The following is a 17,259-nucleotide window of genomic DNA, read 5'->3' as shown; positions in this document are numbered from 1 at the left end:
TCAGCGCCGTCCTCGCCCTGTCGGCCTGCGCCGGCACCAGATGGCGAACGTGCCCACTGCCGCGGCGGCAGGAACAAGCCGCCACACGGTGTCGTCGCCATGCTCGCGGTCAGCGTGAGGAGTTGTGGTGCCGCGCGCGCAGTAGTCCTTGGCCGGGCCCACGATCAGCTCGCACGGATCGTCGTGCCGGTCACCGGTCGCAGCGAAGGCTGCTGCGGTCCGCGGCCACCATGCCTCGGGCAGGCTGACCATGAACGTCATCGACACAAGCCCTGCCGCGACGGCGGTCACTGTGATGATGCCGACGGCCGCGCCGAGGCGCCGCGCACGGCTGGGGGAGAAGGCTGTCATCGAAGGTCCTTCAGATGGTCACCAGCACCAGCGCCAGCGCCAGCGCCAGCGCCAGCACCAGCACCAGCGCCAGCGCCAGCACTGGCATTGGCATTGGCATTGGCGAGCGGCGTGGGCTGGGGCGTCGTGGTCCGGTGGCCCGGGGTGGTGGTGATGGACGAGGCGATACGGGCGATGCGGGGGATGACGACCTTGATGCGGCCGGTGTTCTGCCGGGGCCCGGTGATCAGGAACTCGCCCTCGCGGCCCTTGCGGCCGACCGGGGACAGGCCGGTGGTCACCAGCCGCAGCAGCGCGGGATCGGCTGCATCCAGACCGAGGAACTCCAGGCCGCGGCGGGCGCGTTCGCGGTCGGCGGTGCGGGCGAGTGCGCGGTAGGCCATCAGGCCGCGGTCGGGGCCGAGTTCTGCGGCGTCGTGGGATCCCGCGATCAGGCCGGCGCCGTGTTTGCGGCCGTCGTGGAGGATTTCGTGGACCAGGGCGGTGCCTTCGGCCGAGGAGGTGAGCCAGTACAGCTCGTCCAGGACCACGGCGGTGAACCGTGCGGGGTCCTCGAACGCGGTCTGCCGGGCGATCGCGGCGATCAGGTAGAGCACCGCACGGCCGATCAGTGCCTCCAGCGGCTGCTGGTGCAGGACCTCCGGGTTGTCGAACGCCTGCTTGGGAGGCAGTTTCAACCCGGTCGTGGTGATGACGATCATGTCGGAGGTGCTGGAGGCGTCCAGGTGCACTGGCGGCAGCGTGGGGTCGAACACCATCGCCGCGAGCGGGTTGGTGGCGACGACGCGGACGAGACCGGCGAGGGTGGCGGCCGCGTCCTGCCGTTTGCCCACCTCGCTCCTGGCCATCTCCTCGAGGACCTGAAGCATGCGGTGCATGGACGGCTCTTGGCTGGCGGCTGCCTGTTCGACGGCGTGGTGCAGGACTTCGCCGCCTGTGCTCATGGGGCCGATGCCGAGCTGCAGGGTGAGGTAGGACAGGGCGTAGTGGCGGCCTTCGGGGCCGTCGAACATGCGTAGCGGGTCGATGGAGACTTCGGCCTGGGCGGCGTCGATGATCTGGACGCGGCCTTCGGCTGCGGTGCGGGCGAAGGTGGCCCACTCGCGGACCGGGGTGCGGTCGATGCAGATGGCGCAGCCGCCGCGCGCCCACACGGCTTCCGCTATCAGCTTTTGCAGGACGCTCTTGCCCGCACCGAGGTCGCCGACGATGCCCATCGACGCCGAGGCGTCGACCTTGGGTGCGTCGGCCACGTTGATCATGACGGGGCGGGTGGTGCCGCTGTCCAGGTCGATGCCGAGGAACATGCCGTTCGGGTCGCCGACCTCCGAGGCGGTGAAGGCCCCGGACAGCGCCCAGTCTTCGGAGATCTGGTGCTGGGTGAACTCCCGTACGACGCCCGGGCGTACGGTGCCGGGCAGGCCGAGGGTGAACAGGGCTTCCTGGAGTCCGGCCGGGCGCACGGCGCGGTAGTCGGCGCCGGCGAGCAGCGCGGCCAGGGCGCTGGCGCGGGCGTCGCAGATGGCGGCGGTCGGCCCCCACACCGTCAGCACGGTCACCGACTGCACCTCGACCTCCACGCTGGTGCGGGACAGGCGGGCGTCCAGCTCGCCCAGGTCGCGGGCGGCGTCGGTCAGGGAGGCGGGCATGCCGGTGGGGCGGGCGTCGTACTGGTCGGCCTGGTCGATGAGTTCGTTCTTCTTGCGGCGTACCTGGTCGCGGGCCTTCTCCGCCGGGACGAGGGTGAGGTCGACGGTGTAGTCGATGGGAAAGTCGAGCATCTCGAGCTGGGCGAACAGGTCGGCGGCGTCCTGGCTGACTGCGGGCGGGCACTCGGCCAGAGCGAGCTGCGCCTGGTAGCCCACGCCGGCGTCGGTTTCGATCTGCAGCCAGCGCCGCCCGAGCGGCGAGCCGCTGTTCACCCGCCACCACGCCGTCCGCCCGGACCGTGTGATCCGGGTGGTGCTTTTGAGGTCGTCGATGTCGTCCAGGTCGGGGTCGATGCCGCCTTCGTGCAGGCGGACTTGGCCGAGGTCGGCGTAGCTGGGGGAGCGCAGCATCCCGTCCCGCACGTGCCCGCCGTACAGGTTACTGGCTTGCGCTTCCGCCAGCAGGGGCTCTGCCAGACCGCGGTGGAGGGCGTGCTGGACCATCCACACGATCTCCGCCGGGCGGGCCGGACGGAAGGCGATCCCGCCGGCGAGCGCGGCCTCCACCCGGGAAGCCTGCTCGCGGTAGGCGGCCACCTCCCGCTGCGCGACCGGCGCCGGCCGCATGCCGAGCATCGGCGAAAGCTCCGCCCACGCTGCGCCGAGGGAGGCCGATACCTGAAGGCCGGTTGTCTCGGTCTGCAGCGGCACGGCCAGCCACAGGGTGCGGTGGTGCATCTCCTGCTCGTCCAGCAGATCCAGGGTCGCCTCGACGTTCTCCACCCACGGGTGCCGGCCCCCGTCGGATGCCGTGTGGGCCGGCTCGATGCCCTCGATCATCTTGAGAGCGATCTCGCCGGGATCGACCTGCGCGCACAGCCCGAACAGCCGCGGCGCCCCGGACAGGGAGCGCACCAAATGTGTGATCTTGGCGAGCTGTTCGTCGCGGACCGCGCCGGGCACGTACGTGCCCTGGACGGTCTCCTCGTGCTGCCCTTGCGCGTCCGGGCCCGGGTGCAGGCGGTAGAGCGCCCACACGCTGCCGTGCGTCGACCAGACCAGGTGCCCGGAGATGTGACGGACCGGAACTCTCACCGCACACCCCCGCCCTGCTCGGCGAACGCGAGGAGCTGCTGAACACCCGAAACCGGTCCCACCGTCACGGCGGGACCTGCCGGCTCCCTGCGGTGCCATGGGGCCGTACGGTTGGCGGCCGGGTTCGGGTGCGGCGACCGTCCGGTACGCGGCCGCACCGCAGCGGCCGGTGTGGCTGCCATTGCGGGGGCGGGCGTGTCCTCGATCGTGAAGCCGCCGATCAGCGGGCGCGCAGCGCGGTCGCGGGCGGCATGTCCGCCGATCCGCCCTCCCTGGGGCTGCCACAGCAGCAGTCCCCAGCCCAGCGCCGCCTGCAGCGGGGCACGGCCGGCGATCTTCGGACGTCGGACCGCCCAGACCGCCAGCAGCCAGGCCGCGATCGGGATCGGCCCCAGCACCGACCACCAGCTGATCGTCTTGACCAAGAGGAAGCCGCCGCCGACGGCGAGGGCGATCTGCGCGGGCGTGTAGGGGCCGAGGGGGATCTTCCAGTCCGCGACCTTTCCCAGCACCCACGGATGGCGACGGGCGGCGGTGTAGAAACGCCCCGTCCGGGCCGCGGCCGCCGCGCCGCTCACGGCCGGCCTCCGACGCCAGTGGAGTGCTCTCCTGCAACGGGGTCAGAACGGTGCACGATGCCGGGGACAGCTGGCGCGCCCTTGGCAGGGTTCTTGACCTCGTCCTCGAACATGTCCGCCAGGTCCTCGCGGGAGTTGTACAACCCCAGCGCCATGATCATCAGCAACAGCGCGCCGATTCCCGCCTTGAGGCTGAACTTCTGGACCATGATCATGACGACGAGCACGAGCAGACCGGCCTGCAGACCCTTGGTCGCCCAGTCCTTGAGCATGTTGATCCAACTGTCGCCAAGGTCGTCCAGCTGACCGGCAAGGATCACGCTGGTCACCGTGGTCACCGCGCACCCCCGTCCCCGGCCGTCCCGGACTCGAGCGCTGAGACTTCCCAGCGGCCCGAGCGGGCCGTGAGCGCGAGCTCGTAACCCAGCGGCCACCGCCCGCCGGTGTCCCGGGCTTCCACCTGAGCGATGACACGGACCTTCGTGCCGTCGGCCGGCACCTGCTCCGCGGCGGCTGCCTCCTCGACGGCGGACAGCTGCTGCACCGTGATGGCCGTGTACGGGGCGGGGGAGACAGGAGAAAGGCTCACGCCGGGGGCGAGGTAGCGGTCCACCTCGCCGGCGCCCGCCAGGTAAGCGGTGAGGAACTCCTCGGCTGCCGAGGAGAGATCACCGTCAGGGACGTTCACGCCGTACGGCGACTTCGGCACCTCGGCCCGACCTGGGCCGGCCACCACGCTGGGCGCACCGGTCACGGCGAACGAGGCGCCCCCGCGGTCGGCGGACACCGGCACGGCGTAGTACCGCAACCGCCCGTCGGCGTACTGCGCGGCCACCGTCACCGACCACGCGCCGCCTGCGCGCTGCGCACTGCGCACCGCCGTCACCGACGCCGGCGTTGATTGCGCATCCGCGGCCGGGTCGGGCATTCCGACATCCGGAGCCATCGACTGCGCAAGCCGCGACTGCGCACTCGCCGCATCATCCGCGTTGCTGCGCAGCCACGCGTGGACGAACAGCTGCGCATAGCCCGCCGGATCGGCGGCGGCCGCCGTGCTGCTGCGCACGGCGGCGGTGGGCTTGGGGGTGGTGGCCGCCTCGACCGTGGTCGGGGTGGAGGCGAGGGCGACGCCCAGAGCGATGGGGCCAGCCCCGATGACGGTCCAGATGGCCAGGCGCGACAGACGCACTCGGCGGCGCATCGCCTCCAGCCGGGCGCCTGCCGCCATCGGGGCAGCTGTCTTGCTCTCCGAGGCCTGCTTGCCAGGAGACATGGTCAAACTCCCAGGTCAGAACGAATGTTGCTGACCTTGAGAAAACCCGCGGGCCCCGACCGGACCACCGACCATGAACCCCCGACCACGGTCACGATGGGGACACGAAGTCCGTGGTCGGGCCGGTGGTCGGCCCGACCACGGGGTAGCCGCACGTTGGGGCTGGCGCCATCCTGGTTCGCCGGAAGTCGCCCCGCCGGTGACAGCTATGGGCCCTTCCTGCCGCCCGGTCGCCGGACCCGCGCACCAGTGCGCAGACGGTTGCCACGTGAGACCCGCGGCAGTGCCTGCGCAATGCGGCAACTGCACCTGCGCACGAGACGATCGGCAACCTTGGGGCGGACTGCGCAGCCGCATGGCGCCAATCGACTGCGCACGACCATCGACCGGTCACGCAGACCACGTTGCGCACCGACCGTCCGGCGGTGCGCAATCGTGCGGGCGCACTCTGCGCATACCGGAGTTGAGGGCGCGTGGTCGCCCCGACCATGAGCCCGACCACGGCAGCTGAAGGGCTGAGGTTGCCGGATTGTGACCGGTGGTCGGCCCTGGTGGCCGTCCTCCTGGTCGGGGTCGGCGAGTGTGCTGGCGGCATGGAACACGCGTATGCCGCCACGCCCTGGACTACCGGCCGCTCCGCCTCGGTGAGCCCGGAGTGCCGCCGTGGCCACGGTGCCTGCTTGGCGCCGGTGGCACGGCGGTGAGCGGGTTCGGGGCCGGGGTCCGCCGGGGTGTGATGGCGGCTGATCAGTTCACCCAGGTCGCCAACGCGTTGTTCCGCGATGCCCGGTTGTCGTTCAAGGCGAAGGGGATTTTCGGGTACGTCAGTACGCACGCCAACGGCTGGCAGGTGAAGATCGCCGATCTCGTCCGCCTCGGTCCGGACGGACGGGAGGCGGTACGCACCGGGCTGAGGGAGCTGGAGGCGCGCGGCTATCTGGTCCGTGAGCGGCTGCGCCGGCCTGACGGCACTCTCGGCGAGATCGTCTACGGCATCACGGACCGCCCGGCCACCCTGGACATCGCGCTGGGCGAAGCCGACTTGATGATCGCGGCCCCCGAGGCCGGGCACGCAGGCGGGTTCGGGGCGGGGATCCGCCGGGGCGTGATGGCGGCCGATTCCTTCACCCAGGTCGCCAACGCCCTGTTCCGTACCACCGAGTTGTCGTTCAAGGCCAAGGGATTGTTCGGGCTGCTCTCCACGCACAGGGAGGGCTGGCGGATGACCGTCACCGACATCGCCCGCCGCGGCCACGACGGCGCCTCAGCCGTCAAGAGCGGGCTGAAGGAGCTCGAGAAGTACGGCTTTCTCGTCCGGGAACGCCAGCGTGACCCGGACGGAACCCTCGGTGCGGCCGCCTACTTCATCACCGACCTACCCGCTCTGCACAACAGCAGGTCGCAGCCAGAGTCGGGTTTTCCACCAGTGGATGAGCCTACGTTGGCTGATCGGCCCACTAAGAACACCAACAGAAAGAAGACCACTCAGCAGAACACCAGACCCGTCCGTCCGTGCGGCCGCAGCGAATCGCCGCGAGCCCCTGGACGGACCGGCCGGCCGGATGCGCCGACGACTTCACTTCCTGCGCCCGAGGCCGATGAGATGCACCCCGGGATCCGGCTGCTGCTGTCGATCGGGACGGCGCACCCTGAACTCCTGCTGACAGGACAGGCGCTGACCGATCAAGGCCGTGTCGCGACCGTGATGCTGGAAGCCGGCTGGAGCGCCGAGCAACTGCGGCACGTCATCGCCGGCCGCCCCCTGCCACATCCGGTGCGCACGACGGTCGGCGCGATCGTCGCCGCCCGGCTGCGCGCCGCCCAGGCCTATCCGCCGCCCGCCGTCGCGGCCGCCTACCGCAATGAGTCCGTGCCCGTGCCCGACGGCTCGATGCCGATGTCGACCACCAACTGGACCGGGTCTGCGCGCACGGTGAGCGAGGCCCTGACCTACCGGGCGCTGGCCGAATGCGCCGGCTGCGGCGTCCCCGGACCCGCTCCCGGCGAGGACCTCTGTCCGGCCTGCCTCGGCTGGCCGCCATGCCGCACCTGCCCGGGGCCGACACCTCGCCGTGCCCACCCCGACGGCGACGGCCGCTGCACCACGTGCGCGTCCACGTTCATCGACCACTTGGAAGGAAGCGCCCTGTGACGCAAAAGTTCCACACCACGCCGCCGACCGCGCACCACCAACGCCCCTTCACCCGCGAGGCGGGCCGGTGGGAGAAGGAATCCTCCCGCGCCCTGCGCGCCGGCCACGTCCGCGCCGGCGTGTGCTCGGCCGGGTGCCGGCCCGTGCTCGTGCATGAACGCACCTCGTGGGGCTGGCTCGCCTGGGCTGTCCCCGGCGACGGCACACTGCCCGAACTCCCGGCGCAGATCGGGGTGCTCACCCCCGGCTCGACGCGGACGCAGCGGCTGGCGGTGCGCTGGCTGCTCAGGCGTCCCGCGCACCGCATCGCCCTGGCCCCCGAAAGCCGAGCATCTCTGCGCATCTCCACGACGGCCGTGGCGGCTGTCGCCCTCGTCGCCGCCCTGTATGCCCTGAGCCGCGGCATCCCCGCCGGTCTGGTGCTGCCGGCGATGCTGCTCGCCCCACTGCTCACCGAACATGTGCCCGGCTGGCTCGACGACCGGGCGGGCGAGTACGTCCGCACAGTCGAAGGCGACGCTGCCTGCCGCTACCTGCAGCGCCTGGCCGACCTGCACACCGGCCTGGTCGACGCTGCCGCCGGCAGCGACCGCTACGAGCTGCGCCGCTCGGCCGAGATCGGCCACCACCTGCTGTGGGACGCCGCCGGCCTGCTCCACGCCCATGCCCAGGACACCCGCAGTGTCTCGGCGCAACTGATCGACCGGGAGCGGCTGATGGTCCACCTCGCCGACCAAGTCGCCCAGGCCCTCGAGCACATCCGCGCCAAGCCGGCATCCGGCCAGAGGGGCCAGCCCCACGGCGACGAAGGCCCCCTGGGTCCGCTTCCACCCGGCTTCGAACGAGCAACCCCGCCCACACCACCGCCCAATCCCGCCACTTCACTGCTGAAGGGAGCCCGACCCGTGACCCGTACTCAGTCCGACAACTCGGCCCGCACCACCGACGTGTATCTGCTCTTTGCGCACGAGCCGTACTACCCCGGCGACGGCGCGCAGGAGATCAACGCGACCGTGGTCGCCGCGGCCTCGCTGCTCCACCCCGAGGTGCACCAGCCCGACGGCGCCCGGATCCACGAGCGCCTCACCCAGCAACGCGCGCCGGGCGAGATCATCCCGCTGGCCACCCTCACCCACGAACTGGACGGCGGCGCGCAGTGGCCCTACGTCGGCGACTGGGAGAAAGTCACCACCGACCTCGTCCGGCTCGTGCGCACCGCACAGTGCGACGCCCTCAGCCTCGGCCTGCCCGAGATCGCCCGCGCCCTCATCTGCACCGGCCCGGACAACCACGTGGGCACTCTTTGCACCGAAGCCGGCCAGACCCTCACCTACGGCCCGAAGGAACGCGCCGCCGTCCTGGCGGAGATCGACACCTACCTCGCGTGCCTCGTCGCCGAACAGGACCTCTGGCCAGGCGACAACCTGCTGCCCCCGCTCTTCCATCGGGCGTAGGAACACCATCCCGGTGGGCGAACCGGTGAAATGCCGGTGGCGCAGGGCGGAGTGAAGATCCTGGCCGTGAACGGCAGCCCGCACCCCGCGGGTGTGGCGGTGCGGCAAGCGCGGTGTATGCCCACGTGTTCGGCGCGGACGGTCCGTCGGACGACGGTGTGGGTGTAGCCGTGCGGCAGAGGTCTAGTGTGCTGTGGAGGTTGCCGGGCAGACGACTCGGGATCGGCGGCCGGGCGGGCTGCTGAGTGTGTGCTCTGGGAGTCTGTCACCGCCGCTGCGGGGCGGTGATCCAGGAAGGCGCGTGAGCCGCACAGGGAGTAGCCCACCGCACGATGACGGCCCGTCCCGGGCAACCCCCGGGACGGGGCCGCTGTACGGCTGGTCTATGACGCCTCAGTGCCCTCGGCCCGTGACGTCGGTGATCTTCACGGACACTTTGGTACCCGAGGAAGCCGTACTGATCAGAGACGGCGTGTAGTTCAGGCTCGCCTGGTCCGACAGCTCAGCCGTCTGGACGACGGGGCCGGAGTCGTCGCCGCGGATCTCGTAGGTGATTTCGTACACGGCGTCCGGGTCGATGTCCTCGCTCTCGCCCAGGTAGGTCAGCTCCGGCTCGACCGTCATGTTGCAGCCAGCCGACCCGAAGCATTGCCGTCTGGTGGTGCGCAGCTCGATCGTGAAGCTGTCGGCATCGACCACTTCGTATGTCGGCTCGATCTCCGTCTCCTCCGCAGCTGCGGCAGTCACGGGATCTGCGGTAGTCGATGTGGTGGCTGCGTCCGGTTTGCTGTCGTCGTTCCCGGACTGCACGACCACGATGCCGGTCGCGACGACCGCGGCGATGACTGCGGCGGCTGAGCCGATGATGACGGAGTTGGTGCGGGACTTCTTCGGAGCAGGCACGGGTGGCGGGAAGTCGGGCATGGGTGGTGGCGTGGTGTCGGTCATGGTCCCCCAGGGCTCGATGTGCAGGAATGAATCATGCGTGTCGGTGTGCCCTGAGTGAGGGTCATGTCTCTGCGTTGTGACCTTGAATAGGTGATGATGCGATTGGGCCTCTTTCCCCGGAGGTACTTACGGGTGAGGGCTCTTCGCAGCGTCGAGGCCCTGACAGGGAGACCCGCGGGGCTGAGGCCCGGACCCGCCCGTCCATCGTCGGGCCTGGGGCGCTGAGGGACGGGCGGACGCCCTCGACGTTGGCGCGAGGACGGCCGCGCTCATCCCACTGTCGGCGCGCTCGGCGACGCTGCCGGCTGTGGGGCTACATGCGGGTACCGACCGCGATCCGGTCGCTGACCGCGAGGGTCGGTATCGCCCTCATCAAGACGAGGAAGCCGCCACCCATTCCCAGCCGAGAACTCCCAACCCGGCCCGTTCATCACCCAGCACGCCGCCCTCATTCTTCTGGCAGCGTCCGTCATCGGCCTGATCGTCGTGGGTCTCACCTTCCTCGACGGCACACCGACCGCCGGCGCGGTCCTACCGGGGATGCAAGCCGGGTGAGATCGTCCCGCTCGCCACCTTCACCCACGAACTGGGCACAGGGCGACCGGCCCACGGGGCTGTGAGCCCGGCCTGCCGAGCTCACAGCGCGCTCTCGCGGAAGCCCAAGCGACCACCGCCTCGTGCTGGGTGCCCCGGCGGCGGTCGGTGCCGGCCACCGGGGGCGGCCCTAGTTATCCCCGGCGGCGCCGGTCTTGTGGACGATCAGCACCACGACGGCGCGGGCGTGGTTGGCCACGGCGCGCAGGTGGTCGGTGATGCTCTCCGCCTGCTGCTTGGCCTGGGTGCCGCACGGCGCGTGCGAGTCGGACGCGATGGCGACGAGCGAGACGGTGCCCAGCGCGAGCGGGATGATCTGGGTGAGGTCGAACACGGGTTTCCCCCCGGTGAGTTGCGATCGTTGATGGTGTGCGCCGGGCGCCTCGGCACGACATCAGATTGGCCATCTCAGGACCAAGATCGCAATTCGCGTTTCCGCAGGTCAAGGTACGTTTAGCGGAATTCCATGTCTACCCTGACGTGGGTCAGGGTAGACATGGAATTTCACTAATTTCCGGATAATGGTAAAACCTGTGACGCACACCACATTGCTTATTGAGGGGACGTCATAAAAGCCCAGTAGTACGTGAGTTCGGTGTCAGACGAGGCTCCGCCGCTAATCCGCCAGCGCGGTTCGAGCAGTCTCACCGCACCGGTACGGGCACCGGTCACCTGCTCGGTGAACTCGGTCGCCGGCGGCCATGTCGACTTCGTGCCCGAGTTGCAGGGTGAGGGCACGCTGGCGCAGCTGTCGTCTCCGACCACTATCCGATGTGGATCGGCTTCGCGGTCCCCGGCCGGCTGACACCGCACGGACGCGACTGCGGCTTCACCCAGGCTTTCTTACAAGGAACACCCCCGCGGGTACGGGGAGCAGCAACGGGGGGACAAAGTTTCACGACGGCCGGTGGCGTGTGAAAGGGGGGCGTCGCGGATCGCTGCTGGGTTGGCCTGAGTGGTCACTCTGTTCACAGTGCGGAACGTGGCCGGGTGGTGAGCTGTGACACCTTCTGATCAAGATCGCTCTGCCTCGTTCGTGTGATCCCGCTCCGGGTGGCGAGGCTCCGGCGTATGGTGCGGTCGCTCATACGCAAGGCCGCCGCGAGTTGGGCACTCAATTCTCCAGGGAGCTCTCCCGCTTCGAGTGCGCAGTCGCGCAGAAGGGCATAGCAGTCTTCTGTCTCCCGGTCGGTGGCGAGTGCCGTGAAGGACGGGTGTGCCAGGGTTTCTCGGGCTGCGTGGCCGTCGGCGGTTTTCATCGTCCGACGGTGCAGTTCTGCAACCATCAGGCGCGCCGCTGGGTCGTCGGCTGAATCGATCAGGTCCAACGCCGTGAGTCCGAGCCGCGTGTTGAAGACGGCCATGCCGTCCTGGTCCGGGCGCTCGAGGTAGGCGGCCACCAGGTCCTGCAGCGCGCGCCGCCAGCGATGCCCGGACATGCGCTGGCACAGGACGGTCAGGCAGTGCGTGACAGCCTCCTCCCACGGCTGTCCGGGCACTGTATGTGCCAGGAGGCTGCTGGCGTTGCGGGTGTTTCCGCTTGTGAGCGCGGCGAGGACGGCGACTTGGCGGCCGTCGAGCATGCGCTGTCCGACGCCGTGGTGCATTTCGGCGTGGGCAAGGGCTTCGGCCCAGCGGCCGGCACTGGTCAGGGCGCGTGTGCCGTCGGCGAGGAGGACGCTCCACAGCCAGGCGCGGACCTCGTGGCGGTCTTCGGCCGTCGCGGTGAGGCCGGCCGGTACGGAGATGTCCTCGACGTGAGTGGGGGACTCGGTACTGACCGCGTCGAACAACGTCAGGAGGAGTTGACGGCCCTCGTCGGCCTGGCCGGCGCGGATGTGTAGGCGCGCGAGGTTAACGGCCGGTTCAAGTGCGCGGATCGCGGCCCTGCCGGATAAGGGGGCGGCCTGTAGGTAGGCGGCGGCGTGCTGGTGGCACATGAGGCGGGCGGTGTCCGGCTCTCCGGCATCGGAGGCCATCAATGCGGCCTGGTTGTAGACCGCGGAGGCCATGGCCGAGTCGTTCCGCCTTGCTGCGATGTCGGCGGCTTCGGCCAGGTCACGTACCCGTTGGTGCAGGGAGCGGCAGGCCGGACGAGGACGAGCAACGAGGGGGAAGCGCTGGGCAACGGAGTCAGGGAGTTTCCACACGGTCTGTCGCGCTCCTCTCGGCGGTGGGGTCGGGGCCGAAGATGACGGACTTCGCGGCGGCCACGAGGGTGGCCTGCGTGGCGTAGGGCAGGCCGATCCGGTTCCAGGCGAAGAGCACGTGATGGGCCAGGACGTCACGCAGGCCGCGGCGCAACTGTCCCGAGTCTGTGAGGTGGACCAGTTCCCTCCCGGCGTCCGTGTAGGCGCGTGCCCATTCGGCAGCGTGGGCCAGTGGTCCACCCGCGCGGGTCATGTCCTCTCCGTTCACGGAGAGCAGTCGGTGCACGGCGGCGTGCAGGCGGTGTTGGTTGGCTTGTTCGGTATCGGCGGGCAGTGTGCGGTGCGCGCCGACGCGTGCCCAGACGTCGCCCTGCTCGTACCAGTCCAGTCCGGCGGAGCGCATCATGAGGCTGCACAGCATCAGGGAGGTCTCGCGTCGGTGTTCGCCGGCGTCGCTCCGGAGAAAGTCGACGAGGCTCCGGCTGTCGCGGTGAAAGAGACGGTGGGCGGACGCCATGGCTTCGGCTCCGCCGAAGGCGTGGACCTCGGGTTCGTAGATGATCTCCGTCCACGCTGTGATGTCGCCCTCGGCGATCAGCACGTCAAGGCCCTGGCCGATGCGGTGCAACCCGCCGGTGGGGGACGCGTAGCGCACGCGCCAACAGGGGTGCTTACGGATGATGAACCACGAGGTGAGGGCGCCTTCGTCCTCGGCCGCGAGCAGGAGCGGGGCGAGTCGGGCCAAGGCTATGGTCTCGGCGCGTTCCCAGTTTGGGAACGCCACGTTGGCCTGGCACCAGGTCGATGAGTTCATGAGGCGGGTCTCCGTGATGTTTTACGCCAGGGCGAGGAAGGTGTCCCAGTGCGGTGCCGGCGCGCTGCCCATGGCGAGGGTGTGCAGGGCGAGGGCCGCTCCGGCAGTTCCGTCGAGGAGTTCCGGGTCGTGGTCGTCCTTGCCGAGCGCGGTGATCAGACGGTCGGCCAGATGGTGCAGCTTTGCAGTGATCTCGGAGTTGCCTGTCTCGGTGGCCATCCGCCATCCGGCTTGCAGCAGGCCGGCCATGCCGTGGCACAGCCCGATCTCGGGGAGTGTGTCCAGCTGGAGAGGGTCGCGCAGGGTCGCGAGTATCGCGTTCTCGGCAGCCCGCACGCGGGCTGGGTCCTGGAGGGCAAGTCCCGCCAGTTGCTGGGCGCGAGCTGTGCCGCTGACTCCGTAGCACCAGGAGGAGCGGGGACGAAGGGCCAAATGGACGTGGTTGTCGGTCGCCTGTTGCGTTGAGATATAGCCCGGCCACCAAGGGGTGGTCTCGTCGCCTTGACGCCATTGGTCGGTCCAAGCACAGATCCGTTCGACCGCATCGACCGTGCCGGGCACGGCCAGGTCGCGCAGCAGTGCCAGGGACAGTACGGACAGGGCGGAGCCGATGCCGTGGGCGAGGCCGAAGTTCCCGTGCCCGCCGGGGTAGTCGGCGTGGGGTGAACCAGTGGGTGCGACGTTCGTCCACCATGGCGGTAGTCCGGCTGGGTCGGGCAGGGGCTCGGTCAGGCGCACGAGGTAGGTCAGGACGTCCCGGGTGATCTCGTGGTGGGGGTGCCGGCTCAGGTGATACGCGCCCAGCCCTGACAGGCCCTGGATCAGGTCGAATTCCTCCATGGGAGGCCGCTCGGCGCGGTCGATGCGCCGGTGAGCCTCGGTCAGGCGGTTCCGTGTGACGGTGAGGGTCGCTTGGTCCAGATGCTGCAGAAGGCGCAGGTAGCGGCTCGATGCGCTGGCCGCGCGGTGCGTGATGAACGCGAGGGCGGGAGCGCCGAAGTACAGGTTCGCGTTGGCCGCTGCGCTGACTTCGCCGTGCATGGCCGTGGCCAGCCAGGTGTGCGCGGTCTCCCAGTCGCCGCGGCCGGTCCGGGCCCGCTCGACGTGCAGCAGGGCGATCCCCGAGGCGCCGCCGGCGAGCGACTGCGGCCAAGCCCGCACGCCTTCGGGCCGGCCACCGGGCCACGCAGCGCTCGGGGCGGATAGTGCGCCGGCCAGCTCGTCGGCGGTCGCCAGCACAGCCGGGACGGGGGCTGTCGTGGTCACGCTGTCCTCCTTGCTCGTGCCGTCCAGCTCAGGGCGGCAGCTCGGGCCAGGTGCAGGTGCGTGCGTTCCTCGGGCAGTCCGGGCCCGCTCATCCGGACGTGGTGGAGGTGCAGCAAATCCGGCAACACCTCGTGAGGGTGTGTGGCCGTGGCGGTGAGCGTGCGGGCGTAGGCAGCCAGTGCCTCGCGCCGCGCGGACCAGGCCGCGGTGACACGCTCGTCCAGGCCCGGAGGGTCGGAGTTCATCAGGTCGACGGCTTGCCGGTAGACGGCGTGGGGCGGAGCGGCCCGATCGGTGAGCGTGTGGTCTATGAGCCACTGCATCGCCGCGGCGTCGTCGCCGAGCAGGCCGATCGCGATGTCCACCATGCTCGCGGCGGTCACCGCGCGGACGTCCGGGGCGTCCCTTCCGGCTTGGGCGGCGAGTTGGGCCAGAGCGGCGGCGGAGTCGGCGGCGAAATACTGCTCGGCCGCATCGATCGCTGAGGGGCCGCCGAACCGCGCGGTCTCCGGGTGGTAGGTCTCCACGCCTGCGTGGGTGATCAGGCCGCTGTGCCGAAGCTGCCGGGTCCACTCCCCGATGCGCTCGATGGCCGAGCCGAGGGTGCCGGGCGCGCAGATCAGACGGAGGCGAAGGTGGTCGTCGGGGTCCAGGTAGCGGACGAACCACCAGCGGGGGTGGCCCAGTTCCTTGAGCAGGGTCGGAAGGTGCCGGGTCAGGAGAGGGTTCTGCCAGGCGCGGTGTCCGTGGAGCTGGAGGTAGATGCGGTTGCCGCAGCCGGGCAGATGGCCGTGCTCTCGGCTGACGACGTGGCCCCCTGCCCGGACGGGGACCACGTTTTGCTCTCTGGCCAGGGGGATGACGACCTCGTGGGCGTGACCGCTGGTCCAGCCCAGATCCTGGGGGGCCGGCGCGGGGCGCAGCGTTACCATGCCGTCGCGGTCCAGGTGGGTGCGCAGGAGGGCCCGGTGTGAGGGCTCCATCAGGTCGAGGGCCATGCACTGGTCGGCCTCACTCAGGTACACCCGCTCAGGAAGCTGCACGTCGCGGCGCCATTGGGCAAGGGCTTCGTCCCACTGCGGCCAGGGTGTCGGCGCGGCGGGGAGGTCGTCACTGGCGAGGAGCCAGCGGGCCGGGGACAGGATCGTGCGTCCGTAGCGCAGCGCGGGCAGGAACGGCAGGTTGGAGGCGGCGCTGCCCCACACGAACCCGGTGCACGGGACGGCCAGTGCGACGGGTGCCTCGGTCAGGAACCGGGCCAGCGGATGCGAGTGGTAGCCCAGGTCTACGGCGTTCAGCAGCAGCGTGTGCACCGGGCGCCGGCGGGAGAGCGAGACCAGGTGAAGCCGTTCGGCGTCGGCGGTCACCGCAAGGTCCGTTACGGGGATGAGGCTGGTGTCCGAGCCGTGGTAGTCACCGAGTGAGATCACCAACTCGGTCGCCTGCAGGGCACGCGCGACGTTCTCAGCACGCACGGACAGCGGGGCGGAGCTGATCTGCGCGACGAGCGCACCTTTGTGCACTCCGGGCAGTCCGGCGTACACCTCGGTCATGCGGCGGCGGTCCTCGTCGTCCAGCAGGCCCAGGAAGCGGCCAGTGGTCGCGCCAGCCGAGCGTGCCACCCCGACGACGTGAAGCGTGAACTCGCCCTGCTCCAGCATCGGAACGCTCGACGCGTCGATGCGGACAGTCACCTCTGTGCTCGGTTGGACGGGGTGGCCGGGATCTGTGGTGGCCAGCTCCTCGATCGCGGCATCGTCGAGTTCGACTTCAAGGCGGCGCTGCATCCCGGCGGCGTGGGCGAGCTTGATAAGTCGTCTGTCACGGTCAGGCAGGGGGGAAGGTGCCGGCGTGGAGATGGAACCGAGATACCCGGAGGGGTACCCGAGCGCGTCAATGGCGTCCACGACGGGGACGGCCGCCCTTGGCCCGTACCGCTCAAGGAACCGGCCGTGCCACTCGGCCCATCCAGTCAACGCCGCGCGGGGCGCGAGACGGGTGAGCGCTCTGGCTGCCGCTGCCGCCTCCTGGGCCACCTTTTCCGCGACGACCACGTCCCAGTCCATCCGCAGGTCGAGCGCGGTCTTTGGAGCCTCGCGCAACGTTGCTGTCTCGTCGGGCGCGAGACGCCGTGTGTGGGTGAGGAGGGTGGCTAGCGGGCCGGGGTCCGTCATTGCCGGGCGGAGGCTGGTGATCAGGAATCGTTGCCTGACCAAGCCCGCGAGGAGCTTTTCGATCGTGGCGAGCGGCGTGGTCGGGAAACTGGCGGAGAGTTTGGCGACGAGGTCGCTCCAGAGGATCGGAGGCCGCGCGCTGTCCAGGGCTTCGCGGACCGGTGCCGTCACCCGTATCTGCACGTGTTCCGGAACGCCGTCGCGTGTACCGCTGGGACGATGCTCGATCACCACGCACTCGTCGCGCTCGACGATGAGGCTGGAGGCGAGCAGCATCAGGTGGGGCCGCAGTCCGCTGTGCTCCTCGAACTGGTCGACGAGGGCCGTGATCCATGTCGCGTCGGGTCGGGCAGATGCCTGGTGCTCGGTTCCCATGCGTAGCGCGGTGGCGGTGCCTATTCGTGCGGCTGCAACCCCGGCGAACAGACCGAACGGGGTGGCGCGCGTGTGGGCCCGCAGCAGGTAGCGGAGCGCCGCGAGCACGGTGCGGCGTACAGCAGAGTCCGACAGCGGCCGGCCGGCACAGATCTGGCCCACTCGACCCGCAAGGTCGGGGCTTGCGGCTTCGACGGCGGTCGCGAAGTCGGCGATCTGCCAGGTCTGTTGCAGCCACGCCCGCCACGTCGCCGGGTTCGCCGACGGGCCGGTCAGCTCCGGCCAGACCACCGGATGGTCGTAGTTCCACGCAGCCGCCCGTATCACTGCTGCATCAACAAAGCGATACACACACCCTCCTGTGGGCGAGCGGTGCCCGGCACCGC

General features: G+C 70.2%; 13 protein-coding genes. 2 read left to right on the top strand and 11 right to left on the bottom strand.

The window, feature by feature from the left end; all coding sequences use genetic code 11:
• From OHT51_RS00140 to OHT51_RS00120, 5 genes are read right to left on the bottom strand one after another with little or no spacing between them, the layout of a single operon-like run.
• Complete coding sequence (locus tag OHT51_RS00140) at window positions 1–351, bottom strand: hypothetical protein (protein ID WP_328876814.1); 351 nt, start codon at window positions 349–351, stop codon at window positions 1–3.
• Complete coding sequence (locus OHT51_RS00135) at window positions 348–3,095, bottom strand: ATP-binding protein (RefSeq protein ID WP_328876813.1); 2,748 nt, start codon at window positions 3,093–3,095, stop codon at window positions 348–350. Before OHT51_RS00135 ends, OHT51_RS00140 begins: the two co-directional genes overlap by 4 nt.
• Complete coding sequence (locus tag OHT51_RS00130) at window positions 3,092–3,673, bottom strand: hypothetical protein (protein ID WP_328876812.1); 582 nt, start codon at window positions 3,671–3,673, stop codon at window positions 3,092–3,094. Before OHT51_RS00130 ends, OHT51_RS00135 begins: the two co-directional genes overlap by 4 nt.
• A complete protein-coding gene (locus tag OHT51_RS00125; RefSeq protein WP_328876811.1) occupies window positions 3,670–4,011 on the bottom strand; it encodes a hypothetical protein in 342 nt (113 codons plus the stop codon). Before OHT51_RS00125 ends, OHT51_RS00130 begins: the two co-directional genes overlap by 4 nt.
• Window positions 4,008–4,946 carry a conjugal transfer protein gene (locus tag OHT51_RS00120; protein ID WP_328876810.1) on the bottom strand — a complete coding sequence of 313 codons (939 nt, stop codon included), beginning with the start codon at window positions 4,944–4,946 and terminating at the stop codon, window positions 4,008–4,010. The genes OHT51_RS00125 and OHT51_RS00120 overlap by 4 nt, the downstream gene beginning before the upstream one ends.
• Window positions 4,947–5,646: 700 nt before the next feature.
• Here OHT51_RS00120 and OHT51_RS00115 point away from each other — a divergent pair.
• Both OHT51_RS00115 and OHT51_RS00110 read left to right on the top strand, forming a co-directional pair.
• Window positions 5,647–7,098 carry a hypothetical protein gene (locus tag OHT51_RS00115; RefSeq protein WP_328876809.1) on the top strand — a complete coding sequence of 484 codons (1,452 nt, stop codon included), beginning with the start codon at window positions 5,647–5,649 and terminating at the stop codon, window positions 7,096–7,098.
• On the top strand, window positions 7,095–8,552 hold the full coding sequence (locus tag OHT51_RS00110) for a hypothetical protein (protein ID WP_328876808.1): 1,458 nt from the start codon (window positions 7,095–7,097) through the stop codon (window positions 8,550–8,552). The genes OHT51_RS00115 and OHT51_RS00110 overlap by 4 nt, the downstream gene beginning before the upstream one ends.
• 393 nt (window positions 8,553–8,945) lie before the next feature.
• Here OHT51_RS00110 and OHT51_RS00105 read toward each other — a convergent pair whose 3' ends face one another.
• From OHT51_RS00105 to OHT51_RS00080, 6 genes are all read right to left on the bottom strand, one after another.
• Window positions 8,946–9,500, bottom strand: coding sequence for a hypothetical protein (locus OHT51_RS00105; RefSeq protein ID WP_328876807.1), 555 nt, complete (start codon window positions 9,498–9,500; stop codon window positions 8,946–8,948).
• Window positions 9,501–10,224: 724 nt separating this feature from the next.
• Window positions 10,225–10,428: a hypothetical protein gene (locus tag OHT51_RS00100; RefSeq protein ID WP_328876806.1), complete on the bottom strand. Its 204-nt coding sequence runs from the start codon at window positions 10,426–10,428 to the stop codon at window positions 10,225–10,227.
• A 634-nt stretch (window positions 10,429–11,062) separates the two neighbouring features.
• The gene (locus tag OHT51_RS00095; protein ID WP_328876805.1) at window positions 11,063–12,106 is read right to left on the bottom strand and encodes a hypothetical protein; all 1,044 of its coding nucleotides are present in this window, start codon (window positions 12,104–12,106) and stop codon (window positions 11,063–11,065) included.
• Window positions 12,107–12,227: 121 nt separating this feature from the next.
• Window positions 12,228–13,058, bottom strand: coding sequence for a thiopeptide-type bacteriocin biosynthesis protein (locus OHT51_RS00090; RefSeq protein ID WP_328876804.1), 831 nt, complete (start codon window positions 13,056–13,058; stop codon window positions 12,228–12,230).
• Window positions 13,059–13,079: 21 nt separating this feature from the next.
• A complete protein-coding gene (locus OHT51_RS00085) occupies window positions 13,080–14,324 on the bottom strand; it encodes a lanthionine synthetase C family protein (RefSeq protein ID WP_328876803.1) in 1,245 nt (414 codons plus the stop codon).
• Window positions 14,321–17,200, bottom strand: a complete 2,880-nt coding sequence (locus OHT51_RS00080; RefSeq protein WP_328876802.1) for a lantibiotic dehydratase — start codon at window positions 17,198–17,200, stop codon at window positions 14,321–14,323. Before OHT51_RS00080 ends, OHT51_RS00085 begins: the two co-directional genes overlap by 4 nt.
• Between the last annotated feature and the right edge of the window lie 59 nt (window positions 17,201–17,259).

The sequence above is a fragment of the Streptomyces sp. NBC_00299 genome (genome assembly GCF_036173045.1).
Lineage (GTDB): Bacteria > Actinomycetota > Actinomycetes > Streptomycetales > Streptomycetaceae > Streptomyces > Streptomyces machairae.
Note: the sequence above shows the minus strand (reverse complement) of the source record. Positions and strands in the feature narration are given on the sequence as shown.

Coding starts and splice junctions, on each gene's coding strand:
- OHT51_RS00140 (WP_328876814.1), bottom strand. CDS start 351: ATGACAGCCTTCTCCCCCAGCCGTGCGCGGCGCCTCGGCGCGGCCGTC.
- OHT51_RS00105 (WP_328876807.1), bottom strand. CDS start 9,500: ATGACCGACACCACGCCACCACCCATGCCCGACTTCCCGCCACCCGTG.
- OHT51_RS00120 (WP_328876810.1), bottom strand. CDS start 4,946: ATGTCTCCTGGCAAGCAGGCCTCGGAGAGCAAGACAGCTGCCCCGATG.
- OHT51_RS00095 (WP_328876805.1), bottom strand. CDS start 12,106: ATGGCCTCCGCGGTCTACAACCAGGCCGCATTGATGGCCTCCGATGCC.
- OHT51_RS00090 (WP_328876804.1), bottom strand. CDS start 13,058: ATGAACTCATCGACCTGGTGCCAGGCCAACGTGGCGTTCCCAAACTGG.